This window comes from Solwaraspora sp. WMMA2056, from assembly GCF_030345095.1.
GTDB lineage: Bacteria > Actinomycetota > Actinomycetes > Mycobacteriales > Micromonosporaceae > Micromonospora_E.
The window spans coordinates 6,801,314-6,817,823 of sequence record NZ_CP128360.1 but is presented as its reverse complement, the minus strand read 5'-3'; the positions used below and the strand labels follow the sequence as shown (position 1 = coordinate 6,817,823).

General features: G+C 71.8%; 15 protein-coding genes. 2 read left to right on the top strand and 13 right to left on the bottom strand.

The window, feature by feature from the left end; all coding sequences use genetic code 11:
• Positions 1-16: 16 nt before the first annotated feature.
• Positions 17-958, bottom strand: coding sequence for an alpha/beta fold hydrolase (locus O7608_RS30940; protein WP_289207903.1), 942 nt, complete (start codon positions 956-958; stop codon positions 17-19).
• 63 nt (positions 959-1,021) lie between these two features.
• Here O7608_RS30940 and O7608_RS30935 point away from each other — a divergent pair, with 63 nt between their 5' ends.
• Positions 1,022-1,969 carry a helix-turn-helix transcriptional regulator gene (locus O7608_RS30935; RefSeq protein ID WP_289207902.1) on the top strand — a complete coding sequence of 316 codons (948 nt, stop codon included), beginning with the start codon at positions 1,022-1,024 and terminating at the stop codon, positions 1,967-1,969.
• Positions 1,970-2,000: 31 nt separating this feature from the next.
• Here the strand turns inward: O7608_RS30935 and O7608_RS30930 are convergent, their stop codons facing one another.
• From O7608_RS30930 to O7608_RS30875, 12 genes are all read right to left on the bottom strand, one after another.
• On the bottom strand, positions 2,001-2,567 hold the full coding sequence (locus O7608_RS30930; RefSeq protein WP_289207901.1) for a GNAT family N-acetyltransferase: 567 nt from the start codon (positions 2,565-2,567) through the stop codon (positions 2,001-2,003).
• Positions 2,564-5,014: an ATP-binding cassette domain-containing protein gene (locus tag O7608_RS30925; protein WP_289207900.1), complete on the bottom strand. Its 2,451-nt coding sequence runs from the start codon at positions 5,012-5,014 to the stop codon at positions 2,564-2,566. Before O7608_RS30925 ends, O7608_RS30930 begins: the two co-directional genes overlap by 4 nt.
• On the bottom strand, positions 5,011-5,961 hold the full coding sequence (locus O7608_RS30920) for an ABC transporter permease (RefSeq protein WP_289207899.1): 951 nt from the start codon (positions 5,959-5,961) through the stop codon (positions 5,011-5,013). Before O7608_RS30920 ends, O7608_RS30925 begins: the two co-directional genes overlap by 4 nt.
• The gene (locus O7608_RS30915) at positions 5,958-7,520 is read right to left on the bottom strand and encodes an ABC transporter substrate-binding protein (RefSeq protein ID WP_289207898.1); all 1,563 of its coding nucleotides are present in this window, start codon (positions 7,518-7,520) and stop codon (positions 5,958-5,960) included. Before O7608_RS30915 ends, O7608_RS30920 begins: the two co-directional genes overlap by 4 nt.
• 40 nt (positions 7,521-7,560) lie before the next feature.
• A complete protein-coding gene (locus tag O7608_RS30910) occupies positions 7,561-8,430 on the bottom strand; it encodes a class I SAM-dependent methyltransferase (RefSeq protein ID WP_289207897.1) in 870 nt (289 codons plus the stop codon).
• Complete coding sequence (locus tag O7608_RS30905; RefSeq protein ID WP_289207896.1) at positions 8,427-9,689, bottom strand: MFS transporter; 1,263 nt, start codon at positions 9,687-9,689, stop codon at positions 8,427-8,429. The genes O7608_RS30910 and O7608_RS30905 overlap by 4 nt, the downstream gene beginning before the upstream one ends.
• Positions 9,686-10,705 carry a dipeptide epimerase gene (locus O7608_RS30900; RefSeq protein WP_289207895.1) on the bottom strand — a complete coding sequence of 340 codons (1,020 nt, stop codon included), beginning with the start codon at positions 10,703-10,705 and terminating at the stop codon, positions 9,686-9,688. The genes O7608_RS30905 and O7608_RS30900 overlap by 4 nt, the downstream gene beginning before the upstream one ends.
• Positions 10,702-11,754: a PLP-dependent cysteine synthase family protein gene (locus O7608_RS30895; protein ID WP_289207894.1), complete on the bottom strand. Its 1,053-nt coding sequence runs from the start codon at positions 11,752-11,754 to the stop codon at positions 10,702-10,704. The genes O7608_RS30900 and O7608_RS30895 overlap by 4 nt, the downstream gene beginning before the upstream one ends.
• Positions 11,751-12,605 carry a Rossmann-like domain-containing protein gene (locus tag O7608_RS30890; protein ID WP_289207893.1) on the bottom strand — a complete coding sequence of 285 codons (855 nt, stop codon included), beginning with the start codon at positions 12,603-12,605 and terminating at the stop codon, positions 11,751-11,753. The genes O7608_RS30895 and O7608_RS30890 overlap by 4 nt, the downstream gene beginning before the upstream one ends.
• Positions 12,602-13,912 carry an ATP-grasp domain-containing protein gene (locus tag O7608_RS30885; protein WP_289207892.1) on the bottom strand — a complete coding sequence of 437 codons (1,311 nt, stop codon included), beginning with the start codon at positions 13,910-13,912 and terminating at the stop codon, positions 12,602-12,604. The genes O7608_RS30890 and O7608_RS30885 overlap by 4 nt, the downstream gene beginning before the upstream one ends.
• Before the next feature lie 129 nt (positions 13,913-14,041).
• A complete protein-coding gene (locus tag O7608_RS30880; RefSeq protein WP_289207891.1) occupies positions 14,042-14,539 on the bottom strand; it encodes a YcxB family protein in 498 nt (165 codons plus the stop codon).
• 106 nt (positions 14,540-14,645) lie between these two features.
• A complete protein-coding gene (locus O7608_RS30875; protein ID WP_289207890.1) occupies positions 14,646-15,596 on the bottom strand; it encodes a CPBP family intramembrane glutamic endopeptidase in 951 nt (316 codons plus the stop codon).
• 306 nt (positions 15,597-15,902) lie between these two features.
• Between O7608_RS30875 and O7608_RS30870 the strand changes: the two genes are divergently transcribed.
• Positions 15,903-16,508, top strand: coding sequence for a TetR/AcrR family transcriptional regulator (locus O7608_RS30870; protein ID WP_289207889.1), 606 nt, complete (start codon positions 15,903-15,905; stop codon positions 16,506-16,508).
• The last annotated feature ends 2 nt before the right edge of the window (positions 16,509-16,510 follow it).

Genomic DNA, 16,510 nt, shown 5'->3' with positions numbered 1-16,510 from the left:
AGGACGCCGTCAGGGTCTACCTGTCCCGGGTGGCGTCCTGCTGTTCCAGCCAGGTCAGGATCGCCCGGGTCGTCTCGTCCGGCTTCTCCTGCTGGATCCAGTGACCGCAGTCCAGGGTGACCACGTCCACGTTGGGCACGAAGTCGGCCAGTCGGTCGGACTTCGCGATCATGTCCCGGTCGCCGTAGATCATCAGCGTGGGCTGTCGGATGATCGGGTCGACGTCCGCCAGCAGATGCCAGTTGCGGTCGAGGTTGCGATACCAGTTGATGCTGCCGGTGAAACCGGTCGACTCGAAGGCGGAGACGAAGACGGCCAGTTCGCTGTCGCTCATCACCGGCTCACCGAGTGGCGCTTCCGCTCGGGCCAGCTCGATGAACGCCATACCGGGCCGAGGCTCCATCAGGGGCAGGTTCTTCCGGTACAGGTTGCGCAGGAACTGGAAGGTGTTCTCGTCGAACACGGCGTCCGCGACACCGGGCTGTCGGTTGAAGTGGACGAAATAGAAGTCGCCACCGAGTACGGATTCCATCAGCTCGATCCAGGGCGTCTCGCCGCGCTCCTGGTACGGCAGACTCAGGTTGATCACCTTGTTGACGCGGTCCGGATGCAGCAGGGTCAGCCCCCAGACGACCATCGCACCCCAGTCGTGGCCGACGAAGGTGGCATCGTCGTACCCGTAGTGATCGAGCAGCGCGACGAGATCACCCGACAGGTGCGCGATGTCGTAGTCGGTCACCTCGCTCGGGCGCGACGAATTGCCGTAGCCCCGCTGGTTCGGGACGATGACGTGGTAGCTCGCTTGGGCCAGGGCCTGCATCTGGTGGCGCCACGAGTAGGCATGCTCCGGCCAGCCGTGACAGAGCACGATCGGCTTGCCAGCATTCTGCCGGCCGGCTTCGAAGACTTCGAGCTTCACACCGTTGACGGGGACAAGACTGGGCTCGGGAAAGTTCATGCCGCCATCCTGCCGACCAAAACCGGTCACCTCATGACCGGTTTATCTGACAATCTTGGCGGCATGCGCACCGACCGGCTGGTGGCCGTACTCCTGCTGCTGCAGCAGCGCGAGCAGGTGACGGCGGCGGAGGTCGCCCGGGAGCTGGAGGTCTCCGAACGCACCGCCCGCCGCGACCTCGACGCCCTGGCCATGGCCGGAGTGCCCGTGTACTCGACGCAGGGCCGAGGCGGCGGCTGGCGCCTCGTCGGCGGTGCCCGTACCGACCTGTCCGGGTTGACCGCAGGCGAGGCCCGCGCCCTGTTCCTGGTCGCCGGCCCGGCCTCGGCCACGACGCCGGCCGTGAAAACCGCGCTGCGCAAGCTCGTCCGTGCCCTGCCGGAGCCCTTCCGGGCCCAGGCGCAGGCAGCGGCGTCGTCGATCGCGATCGACCCGCAACGATGGGGGGCGGGCCGGGCCGATCGCCCGCCGCCGCGCCTCCTCGACGAACTCCAGGACGCGGTGATCCGGGGCGTCCAGGTGCGGTTCGGCTACGTCGACAGCACCGGCACCGTGAGCGAGCGGACCGTCCACCCGCTGGGCATCGTCGCCAAGGATCCGTGGTGGTACCTCGTCGCCACCACGGAGACCGGCCGGCGGACCTTTCGGATCGACCGGGTGTCGTCCGTCGACCCGACCGACGATCCGGTGCACCGGCCTGCGGACTTCGACCTCGCCGAGAGCTGGCGGGAGATCGCCGACGAGGTCGACCGCCGGCGGATGCCCGTCGAGATCCAGGCGGTCTGCGCGCCCGACGGCATAGCCACGCTCCGGATGGCGCTCGGCGACCGGCTCGAGGTGGGCGGTCCCACCGCCGACGGCCGCGTCGAGGTCGTGATCCGTGGCTACAGCGAGTACACCCTCGCTGGCGAGCTCGCCTGGCAGGTCGAATGGCTGGAGGTGACCGGCCCCGCCGGGGTGCGGGACCAGCTGGCCGCGATCGGCACCGCGCTCGTCGAACGGTACGGCTGAGAGCCAGCAGAGCGGTACGGCTGAGGACCCGTCACCCGGTCTGGGGCAGGCTGCGGTGGCAGATCGGGATTTCGAAGTGAACGACCTGGGAGGCGTGCGGGCTGCCGTCGCGGGGGTCGTGTACGACGTCGGCGACGCTTCGCCAGAATCCCTCCGCGCCGGGGACGCGGGTATCGGTGTGCAGGTAGACGGTCTGATAGCCGGGCCGTTCAGTGGCGAATGCGACGGCGCGTCGGACAAGTGCGCGGGCCAGTCCGTTGCGGCGGTGTTCGGGGCGTACGTAGACCCGGAACAGTTGGGCCGTGCTCGTCGCGGGGTAACGGTCGACGAGCCAGCGGGGATGTGGTGGGCTGTTCGGCGCGGCGGCGCGTACGGCGGTGGTGGCGACGACCTCGTCGCCCTTGACCGCGACGAACAGTGCATGCCGCTCGGGCCGTAGGTAGGTGCCGGCGAGATCGATGACGTCGGCGTGCCACTGCGGCTGATAGCCGTAGCCGAAGACGTGGTAGAAGGTGTCGAGCATGACGCTGCGGGCACCCTCGAGGTGCTGCGGCGTGGCCGTGCGGATCTCGTACGGACCGATGTTCTGGTCGTTCATGTCCTGCCTATCTCGTCGGTACTCAACGTGGTTGCGGGTCGTGGCATGTCGGGGTCCAGAAGTGCGCGGGTCAGCGGTTGCCGGCCGGCGGTGAGCAGGGTGGCGGCGGGACCGTGTTCCACGACGTGGCCCTGGTCGAGCACCGTGACGTGGTCGGCGAGCCGGCCGACCACGTCGGGGTCGTGCGTGATGACCAGCAGCGCGAGGTGGTGGGTGCGGCACAGCCCGTCGAGCAGATCGAGGATCCGGTCCTGGTTGACGCCGTCGAGGCCGGAGGTGATCTCGTCGCAGACGAGGAGGCGGGGTCGGGCCACGAGGGCACGGGCGAGAGCGGCGCGTTGAAGTTCACCGCCGGAGAGCCGGTCGGGGCGGCGGACGGCGAGGGCATCGTCGATCCCGACCTGGCGCAACATGTCCCGGGCGGTCAGCGCGGCGTCGGCGGTCGGTTGGCGGTGCAGCCGTACGGCGGGGCGGGCGACCTGGTCGAGCAGCGGAGCATACGACTGGAAACTGGCCCGTGGATCCTGGAAGACGTACTGCACGGCGGCGAGGTCGGCCGGCTCCCGCCGGTCGATCGAGCCGGCGAGCCGGCGACCGTCGAGTTCGACACTTCCGCCGCTCGGCGGGTGTAGTCCGGCCAGACACCGGGCGAAGGTGGTCTTTCCGCTGCCGGAGCGGCCGACCAGGGCGAGGCGCTGCCCAGGGCGGATGGCCACGTCGATCCCGTGCAGGACCGTGCCGCCCTGGTGCACTGCGCGGAGCCCGGTGACCCGCAGTAGCTGGCCGGTACCGCCCGGCGCGTCGGCGGTCGGAGTCGTCGGCGGGCGGGCCGGGCCGGTGCGATGCAGCACCGCGTCCGGTGGACCGGTGGCGACGACGGCACCTTCGTCGAGCACGAGGGCGCCGTCGGCAACTGCCCGTACCAGGTGCAGGTCGTGGGTGAGCAGGACGACCGCGACGCCGCCGGCGGCGAGACGGCGCAGTTCGGTGGCGACGTCGCGGCGGTTGAGGCTGTCCTGCCCGGTGGTCGGTTCGTCGGCGACCAGGACGCGGGCACCGGCCAGCAGGGCGTGCGCGATGACGAGCCGTTGCTGTTGGCCGCCGGAGAGCTGGTGCGGGTAGCGCCGGAGCAGGTCGCGGTCGTCCGGCAGGCCGACGCGGGCCAGCACCGCCCGGACCGCCTGCCGGATCAGCACACGCCGCGTTCCGCGAGATGGCGCCGGGGTGTGCCGGCGGGCGATCTCGCGCAGCACCGGACCGATCCGGCGTACGGGAGTCAGCGCGGCCGCTGGTTGCTGTGGGATGTAGCTGACGGTGCCGCCTGCCGGCGGCGCGTCAGGGGTGACCGGGCGACCGTCGATCTCGATGGTGCCGGCGAGCCGGACGCCGGGTCCGGCTTCGCCGAGCAGCGCCCGCCCGAGGGTCGTCTTACCGCTGCCGGACGGACCGACGACGGCGAGGACGTCGCCGGCCGCCACGGTGAACGACACGTCGCGCAGTAACCGCTGTCCACCGGCGTCGGCGTACAGGCCGTCGACCCGGATCGTCGGATTCCTTCCGTACGGTGAAGGACCGGATGTGTCGGACGGGCCGGATGGGCCGGACGGGCCGGACGGGCCGGACGGGCGGGTGTCCGTCGGGCCGGTCGTCTCGTGCCGGGTGGCCAGCAGCTGATCGGTGACCAGGTTGACTCCGACCGCGAGCGCGACGAGCAGTGCGGCGGGCACGACGACCGCCCATGGCTGCAGGAAGATCCCGGTACGGTTGCGGTCGACCATGACCGCCCAGTCGGCGGCGTCCGCAGCGACGCCGATGCCCAGGAAACTGGCGGTGGCGACCAGGTAGACGGCACCGATGAACCGGACCCCGGCGTCGGCGAGCAGGACCCGGCGGATGCCCCGGGCGACGTAGCCGACCGCCCGTCGCCACCATGTCTCCTGATAGAGGCGCATCGCTTCGATCACGGTGCCGTGGGCCAGCGGCAGGGCCGCGGCGCGGGTGATCCGGGCGATCTCCGGCAGGGCGATGACGGCGACGATGGCCACCAGCGTCACCGGTCCCCGGGGTGCGGTCGCGGCGAGCAGGATGAGCAACAGCAGGGACGGGACGGCGAGCAGCAGGTCAAGCGGGCGCATGAGCGCCTCGTCGAGCCAGCGGCGGCGGGTGAGGGCGGCGAACAGACCGACGGGTACGCCGACCAGGTAGGCCAGGGCGGTCGCGGCTGCGGCGACCGCGACGACGGACCGGCCGCCGAGCAGGATCTGCTCGGTGACGTCCCGGCCGACGAAGTCGGTGCCGAGCATTCCGCTGTCGTCGAACGGGCGGGTCCGGGCCGCGCCGTCGCCGACCAGGGCCAGATCGACCAGGGTCGGACCGGCGAGGGCCAGCAGCAGCGGTACGGCGAGCAGGACGACCCCGGTGAGCACGCGCGGAACCCGGCCGGTCATCGGGCACCGGCCGTGCGCGGGGCGAGCCGGAACGCGACGAGGTCGGCGACCAGGTTCACGACCACGGTGGTGACCGCCACGATCACGCACAGCCCTTGGACCGTGGGGATGTCGCGGGCGGCGACCGCGTCGACCAGGGCGGTGCCCAGGCCGGGGATGACGAAGACGGCCTCGACGACGATGACGCCGCCGAGCAGCCAGTCGGTGGTACGCGCGAGCTGCTGCACGACCGGGGCGGCGGCGGTGGGCAGCGCGTGGGCCAGCCACCGCCGACCGGTGCCGAGGCCGAGCCGGCGGGCGTGGGCGACGTACTCGGACCGCAGCGCGTCGACCATGCCGGCGCGGGTCAGCCGGCTGAGTGAGCAGATCGGTCGGGCCAGCAGCACCAGCAGCGGCAGGACCAGCACGGCCGGCTGGGTGAGCAGGTTGGGGCCGGTGCCGACGGCGGTCGGCGGAAACCAGCCCAGCTGTACGCCGAAGACCGCGACCAGCAGGATGGCCAGGGCGAACTCCGGCACGGCGTAGAGACCGACGGCGACGGCGCTGATGGCGCGGTCGAGCCGGCCGCCTTCGTGTCGGGCGGCGAGCATGCCGAGGCCGATCGCGAGCGGGACGAGGACGAGCAGCGTCGCGGCGGCCAGCAGTACGGTCGCGGCGGCACTGCCGACGATCATGTCCAGGACCGGCCGTTGGGAGATCAGCGATACGCCGAAGTCTCCGTGCAGCAGCCCGGCGAGCCAGTCGAGGTACCGCTGCCAGGGCGGCTGGTCGAGGTCGAGCTGTTCGCGGATCAGTGCGATCCGCTCCGGGTCGGGCTGGTCACCGGCGATCACCACCGCCGCGTCACCGGGCAGCGCCTCGGTGAGCACGAACACGATGGTGGTGATGCCGGCGACCTGCCCGACGCCGAGCAGTAGCCGCCGTACGGTGTAGCGGGCCAGGCTCAAGCCAGCCACACCTTGTCGAAGCGGGCCCAGTCGAGGGTGTTGGCGGGTGCCTCGGCGGACACGCCGCCGACCCGGGGCGTGGTGGCGACGAGGAAGTCGGCGAAGCCCCACACCAGCAGCCCGCCCTCGGCGTGCAGCATCCGCTGCATGTCGCCGTACGCCTGCCGCCGGCCCGCCTCGTCGGCCGAGGAGACGGCGGTGGCGTAGAGCTCGTCGAACTCGGGCCGCGTCCACTTGGTGGCATTCGTCGTGGAGGTGCTCAGCAGCCGCTGCGAGATGTGGGTCTCGATCGGCATGGCACCGGAGCGGAAGCAGGCCATCACTCCGTTGTCGAGCACCTCCCGCCAGTACGTGTCCTTGTTTCGCTGCACCGGTTCGACGTTCAGCCCGACCGCGCGGGCCTGGTCGGCGAAGACGCTGGCCGCCTCGACGAACCCGGCGGCCACCGGCGCGGTGTCCAGCGGGATCCGCAGGCCGCCTGCGCCGGCCCGGTCGATGAGCGCCCGGGCCCGGTCGAGGTCGGGTTCGCGTTGCGGGATGTCGTCGGCGTAGTACTGGTAGCCCTTGCCGAACAGGTCGTTGCCGACCTGCCCGGAACCGGACAGGACCGTCTCGACGAGCTGCTGCCGGTCGGTGAGCAGGAACATCGCCTCCCGCAGGTCCCGGTTGTCGAACGGAGGCCGGTCCAGCTTCATGGTGAAACCCTGTAGGCCGCTGTTGGCCATCCGGGTGATGGCGATCCGTTCGTCGGCGGCGTAGCTGCGGGCCGTGGTGGGGCTGATGTCGTGCGCGTAGTCGACCTGCCCGGCGAGCAGCGCGTTGATCCTGGCCGACTCCTCGTTGGCGATCACGTACTCCAGCTCGTCGAGGTGCGAGGCGCCGTCCCAGTAGTCCGGGTACCGGGCCAGCAGCAGCGACGTGCCGGGGGTGAAGCTGCTGAACGTGAACGGTCCGGAGCCGATCGGCCGGTCGAACGATTCGCTTCCCTCGGGCACGATGTACGCGCCGAACGCGGCGAGCACGTTGCCGAACTCGGCGAACGGACGGGTCAGCGCGAACTCGACCGTACGGTCGTCGACGGCCCGGCTCGCCCGCAGATCGATCAGGGACAGGCTGGCCTTGGCGCGGAAAGCCTGGTCCGGGTCGGTGATCCGGGCGTAGCTGGCCAGTACGTCGGCGGCCCGCACCGGCCGGCCGTCGTGGAAGGTCGCCTCGCGCAGCGGCACCCGCCAGCGGGTGAGGTCGGCGTTGGGCTCCCAGCTCAGTGCGAGCCGGGGCTGGATCGACACGTCCGGGCCGTAGTCGGCGAGCTTGTCGAAGATCGCCTTGGCCCGGGACGCCTCGTTGAACAGGTTCGCCAGGTGCGGGTCGAGGCTCTCGGTGGCACCGCCACCGGCGAACGCGACCCGCAGCCGGCCGCCCCGCTTCGGGGTGGCGGAACCTGCGGCGTTGTCGGAACCGGCGGGGGTGTCGTCGCCGCAACCGGCGAGGAGCGCGGCGGTCACGGCGGCACCGCCGCCGAGCAATGTTCGGCGACGTAGTCGGGCAGCAGTTGACATGTCAGTTCTTTCCTTCCAACGGGGATTTTCAGCGGGGATTTCAGGCCGCGTCGTCGCGGCGGCGGGCGACCAGGTGCAGGCGGTCGCCGCGTAGGCCGGTCGCCAGCTCGGCGCCGGGATGCCAGGGCGGTTCGGTACGCGGGCCGGGGGAGTCGAACAGGGCGAGGACGTCGAACCCGGCGCGGTCCAGCAGGTGGCGCAGCTCCTGCGGGAAGAGCAGCCGCCACGCGGAGGTCTGCACCAGTTCCTGTTCGGCGCTTGGCCAGGTCCACACCCGGCGGCGGCGCAGCAGCTGCGCGGCGGCGTCGATCCACAAGGTGGTACGGGACGTGTAGGTGACGCCCTGCCAGCGCACCGACCGGATGCTGGGCCCGTCGAGCAGGTCGGTGTTGCCGAGGAAGTACGCGCCGTTGCGCATCTCGGCGACGAGCAGCCCACCGGGGGCCAGGTGCCGCCGGCAGGTGGCCAGCGCGGCGGCCAGGTCGGCGTTGTCGTGGCAGTACAGCAGCGCGCTGTCCAGGCAGGTGATCACGTCGAAGTGGTGGCTGAGGTCGAAGGTACGCAGATCACCTTCGACGAACCGGACCCGCCCGTGGCGGCGGCGGGCGTACGCCAGCATCCGGGTGGACAGATCCAGCCCGGTGACGTCGTAGCCGATGCCGGCGAGGTGTCCGGCGTCGCGGCCGGTGCCGCAGCCGAGGTCGAGCAGCCGCCGGCCGGGCGGGCCGGGCGCGAACCGGTCGACCAGGTCGGCCACGAACGTCGCCGCCCGGTGCTGCGGGTCGGGGAACTGGGCCTCGTACAGCTGCGGGTTGTCGGTGAGCAGGTTTCCGCCCGTCACCACCGGTCCGCCCGTCACCACCGGTCCGCCCGTGACCAGTGTTTCGCCCCCGACCACCGGCTCGCTCACCGGGCCGCCTTTCCGGCAACGGCCGGCACCGTTCGTGGGGTGAGCAGGCCCCCTCGGTGCAGCAGCCACACGGCGGCGCCGGAGGCCAGGCCCAGCCCGGCGCAGAGCAGCCACGCCCCGGCGGGTACGCCCGGTGCCGCCCCGTCCGGCTGGCCGCCGGTCTGCATGAACCGGCCGACGGCGGTGGTGGCCAGTGCCGCCACGACCCCCGAGGCGAGGTAGAACACCCCGAAGTAGGTGCCGGTCAGCCCGTCGCGGGCGAAGCCGGGCACCAGTTCCAGCACGAACGGCTGCGCCATCATCACCCCGACGGCCAGCGCCAGCGCGGCGGCAAGCGTCGGCAGCGCCCGCACCGGCGGCGGGCCGGCCGCCGGCAGCAGCGGCAGCAGGAAACCGAGACCGGCCACCGCCATCCCGGCCGCGATGGACACCCCACGGCTGCACCGCTGACGCAGCCAGCCGGTCAGCCGTACCTGCCAGACGAGAGTGACCACCGTGGACACGACGAAGAGCGCCGCCACCGCCAGCGCGGTGCCGGCGGCGGCCTCGGCCTGCACCGGCAGCACCAGGTAGAGCTGGGTCTGCAGGGCGAACAGCGCGCTCAACGCCACCGTGAACGCCAGGAACCGGCCGTCGGTCAGGGCCTCCCGCCAGTCCCGGCCGACGCTCTGCCCGCTGCTGGTCACCGGGTGCGGTGGCAGGACCAGCAGCTGCGCCACGGTCAGCGCGGCGAACACCACCGTCGCGCCGATCGCGGCGGCCCGGAAGTCGACCAGCAGCAGCGCGCTGCCGAGCAGCGGCCCGAGCAGCGCACCCGCGCTGGCGAAGACGTTGAACAGGGCGAACGCCTCGGCCCGGCGCTCGGGTGCGGCCTGGGCGAGGTAGGCCCGTACCGCCGGGTTGAACAGCGCCCCGGCCAGCCCGGTCAGCACCGAGGCGGCCAGTAGCGCGGGCAGCGACCCGCCGACCGCGAACACCGCGAAGCCGACCGCCCGTAGCCCGCAGCCCGCGATGATCACGCCGCGTGCGCCGAGCCGGTCGGCGGCCGACCCGCCGACCAGGAACAGCCCCTGCTGGCTCAGGTTGCGCACGCCGAGGACCAGGCCGACCAGGGTGGCCGACAGGCCGATGTCGTCACGCAGGTAGCCGGCCAGATAGGGCAGCAGCATGTAGAAGCCGACGTTGACGCCGAGCTGGTTGACCACCAGCAGCCGGATCGCCGGCGGGAAGCTGGTCAGCGTCGTCCAGGTCGCTCTCACCGCGCCGCCTCTGTCACGCCCAGTCCGGGGGCGTCCGTCAGCCGCAGCACGCCGTCGTGGCCGCCGATCCCGGTCCACGGGTCGTCGGCGATCAGCAGGTGCCCGTCCAGATCGACCCAGCGGGCGAGGCCGGCCAGGTGCACGGCCGGTGCGACGCCGAGGGTGCTGGCGACCAGACAGCCGAGCATGATGTCCAGGCCCCGTTCCCTGGCCGCCTCGACGATCCGGGTGGCGGCGGCGATCCCACCGCACTTGGCCAGCTTGACGTTGACCCCGGCGACCGCGCCGGTGAGCCGGTCCAGGTCAGCCAGCTTCTCGGCGTCCTCGTCGGCGACGACCGGGATCGCGGTGCGGGCGGCCACCCGGGCCAGCAGGTCGGGCCGCCCCGGCGGGATCGGTTGCTCGACGGCGTCGATCCGGTACGGGGTGAGCGCGTCGAGTCGCCGTACCGCCTGCTCGGCGGACCAGCCGCCGTTGGGGTCGAGCAGCAGCCGGGCCGAAGGTGCCTCCGCGCGTACCGCCGCGACCCGGGCCACGTCGTCGGCGGCGCCGGCCTTCACCTTCAGCACCGCGAACCCGGCGGCGACCAGCCGCCGCGCGGTCGCCGCCGCGTCCGCGACCGGCACCAGCCCGATCGTGTACGCGGTGGCCACCGGCGTCGGCGTCGGCGCTGCCAGCAGCCGGTGCACCGGCAGCTTTCGGGCCTGGCCGAGCAGGTCGTGCACGGCGGCGTCCAACGCCGAGAGCACTCCGGCGGGCCCGTCGAACGTGTTCAGCTCGCCGCGCAGGGCCACCGGATCCGGGTAGCCGGCGAGCCGGCCGGTCCAGCCGGCACAGGTACGTTCGATCGCGGCCCGGTCGAGGCCGTAGTAGCGGCTGGTGACGACCTCGCCGTGGCCGGTGGCCCCGTCGTGGGTGACGGTCAGCCGGACCGCTTCGCGATGGGCCATCACCGACCGGGAGATCCGCAGCGGCTCGCGCAGCACCAGCTGGTACGAGTGCCAGGACAGCTTCACGCCGGCACCCGTTCGTGGCGTAGCGGGTCGTCGACCACCCGGCAGCGGCTCCACCGGGTGACCTCCACCGCACCGGGGTGCGGTATCTCGACCGGATGTCCCGGGGTAGGGCCGAGCAGCCCGTGCCGGGCGCACCAGCCGTCGTCGAAGATGGAGCCGAGGTAGCGGTGCGGGCCGTCCGGGAACACCGTCAGCACCCGTGTCTGCGGCTGGGTGCGCGCCGTCCAGGCGGCCACCCGGGCGACCGCGCCGGTGGACCACCCGCCGGTGACGAACGCCGTCCGGGCCAGCCTGCGGCAGGTGTCCACCGCCTCCGCCGGGCCCAACCAGTGCACCTCGTCGAACGCCAGGTAGTCCACATTGTTCGGATAGATGCTGCTGCCCAGCCCGCGCATAACCCGTCGCCGGGCCGGCTGGCCGAAGATCGTCGAACCGATGGTGTCCACGCCGATCAGGCGCAGCTGCGGCCAGTGCCGGCGCAGCGCCCGGGCCAGCCCGGCGCTGTGCCCACCGGTGCCGACGCTGCACACCAGCACGTCCACCGCGTCGACCTGGGCCGCGATCTCGTCACCGAGGCTCACGTACCCGGCGACGTTGTCGGGGTTGTGGTACTGGTCCGGCCAGTACGCGCCGGGCAGCGCCGCCAGCACCTGCGTCAGCCGCTCCCGGCGGGCCTGCTGCCAACCACCCGTCGGATGGGGCCGGTCGACCACCTCCAGTTGGGCCCCGTACGCGTGCAGCAGCGCCCGCATCGACGGCTCCAGCTCCCGGTCGACGACCAGCACCACCGGGTGGCCGAGGGCCTGCCCGGCGAACACCAGGCCGATGCCGAGGGTGCCGCTGGTCGACTCCACCACGGGTGCGCCGTCGCGGAGCTCGCCGCGCCGTCGCGCACCGGCCAGCATCGCCACCGCCGCGCGGGCCTTCATCCCACCCGGCGCGGCGGACTCGACCTTCGCCCAGAAGCCACCGTGCGGGTGTGGCAGCGGCGCTTCGACGTAGATCAGCGGGGTGTGCCCCACCAGGTTCAGCAGCTGCGGCGCGCTCACCCGGACACCCCGTACCGGTACAGGTTCGTCGGGCCGCCGTCGAGCCAGAAGAACGGGTACGGCTCGGCTGACACCGCCGTCAGCCCGGCTCCGATGAACCACGGCAACACCGCGCTGCCGGTCTGCGCGAACGCCACGAACGGCTTGCCCTCGGTGGCGGCGTGGGTCAGGAGCGGCTCGAACGTGCCGTTGCCGAGTGTCATCCCCGAGGCGAGGATCGCGTCGCACCGGTCCAGCAGCGCCGTCGCGTCGGGCAGGCACGGCTCGTCCCATTCGGTACGGCCGCCGGCCAGGTCGCACGGCAGATACCGCCGTCCGGCGGTCCGGAGCCCGGCCAGCAGCGAGTTCACCACCCCGACGACCAGGACCGTGCCGCTGGTCGCCGGCAGCAGGTCGACCACGGCGGCGGCCCGGGCCTGCGACTTGGCCAGCGAGCTACCGGCGGGCACGGTGACCGCCGCGTCCGCCGCGTCGGCGTGCGGCCGCTGCGCCATCAGGTACGCGTCCAGCGCGGCCACCCGCACCGGCAGCAGCGGATGCGCGAGCAGGTCGGCGACCGTGGCACCGACGCAGTCGTAGACGACCTCGTCGGGCAGCTCGCCGGGCTCGACCGCGCAGGAACCGACCGCCGCGTCGACCCGCAGGCTCAGCACCTCGTTGCGGTAACCCCGCAGCCGGGTCGCGTGCCGCGCGCCCTGCCTGGTCACGAACCCCACGCTGACCTGTCGGCGGGTCGGGTCCGCCCCGTGGCGTCCGACCCGTACCGCGTCGATCAGCGCGGCGAGGGACCGGTACGCCGGCCGGGCCGGCGACACGGACGTTGCCGAACTGCCGGCGGTGGACGCCGTCATACGGCGGCTCCGGCCGGCTCGTCGGCGGACCGCAACCGGTCGGTGGCACTGTCCTCGTCGACGTATCCGACGCGTACCTGTGCGGCCAGGCCGTCGGCGGTGGTCCGCGCGCCGGCTCCTGCGGTGTCGACGACCATCACGTGGCCCAGGTAGCCGTTGTTGCTGCTGGCGTCACCGGCTCGGTGGCCTTCGGGTTTCACCGACCAGTCGACGACCCGTGGGTCCGCCTGCCAGGCCCGCGTCCCGTCGATCCGGGCGACGACACCGGGGCGCGGCGGCAGCACGAACGCGATCGCCGCACTGCGTACGCCGGTGTCGGTCGCGGTGAGGTCGGGGTCTTCACCGAGCGCCAGCTGCGCGTACACCATGGGCAGGTCGATGCCGGTGACCCGGCGTACCAGCTCGGTGATCTGGTTGCCGGCCGGCCGGGGGTTGATCTCCACCACCCGGGGCCCGGACGGTGTCAACCGCAGCTCGGTGTGGGCGACCCCGCGGTCCAGACCGACCGCCGTCAGCGCGGCCACCGCCACCTCACCGGCCCGGCGGGCGGTCGCCGGGTCGAGCACCGCCGGGAACATGTGCCCGGTCTCGACGAACCCTGAGGCACCACCGAGGCTCTTGTCGGTCACCCCGACGACCGTCGTGTCCCCGTCCACGGTGACCGTTTCCACGCTCACCTCCGGGCCGGACAGCAGCTCCTCCAGCAGCACCGTCGGCACCCGGGGCTGGCGTCGGGCGTTGACCGGGAACCCGGCGAGAGCGTCGAACGCCGCCCGCAGCCCGGCCTCGTCGGCGACTTCGCGCACGTACATGCCGGCGCAAAGGTCCACCGGTTTGACCACCAGGGGGAAACCCAGCTCCCGGGCCGCCTGCGACATGGCGGACCAGCTTTCCGCCAGCGCGTACCGGGGTTGCGGCACGCCGGCAACGTCCATCGCCGCCCGGGCGAGGTCCTTCCGGTACGCGCGGCGCACCGCTTCCGGGTCCGCGCCCGGCAGACCCAGGTGGGTGGCCAGGCAGGCGGCGGTGTCGAGGTAGTAGTCGCAGGAGGTGAGCACGCCGTCGAAACGCAGCGCCTGGTGCAGCCGGCCCGCGTGCTCCAGCAGGTTGGGCAGGTCATTGGTCTCGGCGGTGAGCACGTTGTGCGCGGCGAGCAGCGGATGCGCACCCCCGGCCGGCGCGCCACGTAGGTAGTGGTGCAGGTCCCGGGTCAGGAAGGTGAACCGGTGGCCGGCCTCCAGCACCGCCCTGGGCAGCAGGTGGCTCATCGCTCCGACCCAGCTCTCCACCAGCAACACGTGCGCCATCGGCGCCTCCTCCCTGGGAAACAGGCGTGGTTATGATAACGGTTGTCGTTTGCTGTCGGTAGTCCTGGGCGCGCCTGACCGCGCGCTCGCGGTGCGTACCGGGCGCTCGGGTGGAGGCTGAAACTGTCCTTACTGGACCTGGAGCAGGCCGCGCCTGGTCATGAAGTCACGCAACGTCTCGACGTCGTCGGCGGACATCAACTCGCGGGGGATCACCGTCGCCGGCATCCGGCCCACGTACACGATCCAGAAGCCGGGGGTGTCGCGGACCTGGCTGACCGCGTTCCAGGCGATGTCGCTGAACTCCGAACCGCTGCGCATCGTGATGGTGTCGTCGGTGATGTCGTAGCCGCCGTCGACCGCGTACTCGCTGGACCGGCGCCGGGCCCGTGAGCGCACCCACGGCCCGTACAGCATCGACAGCACGCCGGCGGTGACCAGCGACATCCACAGCAGCGAGAACTGCTCGCCCCAGCCGTACTCCCGGGCGGCGACGAAAGCGGCCACCCCGGTCGCCGCCAGGCCCGCGCCGATGTAGCCGTACTTGGCCAGCCGCACCCGGCTGAGCGCGGCGGCCGCCCTGCCCGGATAGTCGGGATCGGCCGGGACGTCGAATCGGATGCGCACCCCAGCACGATAGTGCCCGTACCCGCAGTCAGATAGCGGTGCGGGCCGCGACGTACACGGATGTACAGGCGGCCCGCGTCGATCAGCCGGCTCCGGCGCGACCTGACTACGGCTGAGGGGTGAGCGCTGGTCCGGTCTTTCGGGTGCGCCACCAGATGATCGCGGCGATGACGATGACCGCGACGGTGGGGACGAGCTGGTACGGCGTGCCGACTCCGGCTGAGCGGTCCTGCAGTGCGCTACCGAGGTCCACCCGCAGGGAGGTGGCCAGGATGAAGGTGAACGTGTTGAGTACGGCGTGGAGCATGACCGCGATCTCCAGCCCACCGGTGCGCCAGGTGATGACGGCCAGTCCGCTCCAGAGCACGAAATACCAGACGATGATGTACGGATCCGTCGCACCGTGGACGGCCGTGAACAGCACGCTCGAGACCAGCACCCCGGCGACGAGTCCCGCCCGTGGGCTGCGGGTCCAGCTTCCGATCACGCGGAAGATCAGCCCGCGTACGCCGTACTCCTCGCCCGCCGACTGGAGCGGGGTGAGGAGCATCGTGGCGACGAAGATGGCGATGAGGTCGGTCTGCGACCAGGGGGACTCGTCGACGGGCGTGAGAGCTCCGAGGACGTTGACCACCAGCCAGGCGGGACCGAAGATGAGCAACGATCTGCCGAGCAGGTCGAAGCGGAATCGCGATGTCACGGAGTGCAGGGACGAGCCGGGCACGCCGTAGAGCCACCGCTGGATGAGCATGCTCCACGGAACGAGCAGGCCGAGAGCGAGCATCGCGCTGGCGTGGGCGAGCGGCGTGTAGTCGGTGCCACCCAGGATCGGTGGGGTGTTGCCCATCCGTACGTCGATGAGCGCCGTCGCCCTGCCGATCACCGTCGGGAAGATGACGATTCCGGCCAGCAGGAGGACGATCGCGAGAATGCCTCGACCGATCCGGCGTTTGTCGCCGGCCAGTACCCGGTGGTATTCGACTCCCTGCGGAACTGACGGCTGATCGCGGGGTTCGGCCGGAGCGAGTAGTGAGTTCGTGCTGATTGTCGTGGTCACGGCTTCCTCTTGTGGAGTGGGATACTTCCCGGCGTGGTCGAGCACGCTGTACCGCAGGCGGAGCGCCCGCTCGGTGCTGCCCAGTACGGCCGCGGGAGGTAGAACAGCGCGCGGAAGGGCAGCTGCCACCAGCGGAGGCGTTTCAACGCCCGCCCGTCGCCGCTCTTGACGCGCTTGGCTGCCCGCCGTTGCCGTCAGTCCTCGATCACGTCGCCTCGCTCATCGTCGACCGCCGCTGCGACTAACACGCTGTACTAGTGGCAAAGCTAGCACGGCGTGCTAGTACGCTGTGTCAGGAGGTGGCGGATGGCACAGGACGACCGGAGTACCGGCTCACGGGAACGGATCCTCGCGGCCGCGGCCGCGATGCTCGCCGAGGATGTGACAGCGCGGTTGAGCGTCCGGGCGGTCGCGGCGCGGGCCGGGGTGAGCACGGGCTCGCTCAGGTTCCACTTTCCGACCCAACGAGCCCTGCAGGACACCGTGCTCGCCAGGATCTACGGCCAGATGTTCCCGGACGACCCGATCCACGACCGATCGCTACCCGCCCGGGATCGACTGGTCAACTGTCTCCGGCAAGTGCTCGCCCCCGCCGGCGTCGGGGAGCAGGCACGTGAGGCGTGGGGCAACGCATACCAGATGTTCATCGCACCCGAACCGAGCGAGAAGGTGCGCGCCGGGTATCTCGCCTTGGAACGGGAAGGGTGGCGCCGTATCGAGTACTGGCTGACGGTTCTCGCCGACGAAGGCGCGCTCCCCAGGCAAGACCACGCACGTCGCGTGAGATTCCTGCTCACCGTCCTCAACGGGCTTTCCGTCGAACGGGCTCTGCCCGCCGAGGACTCGATTCTGACCGCCGAAACCGAAACCCTCTACATGGCCGTCGACTGCGTCCTCAACGCCCAGAATTGACC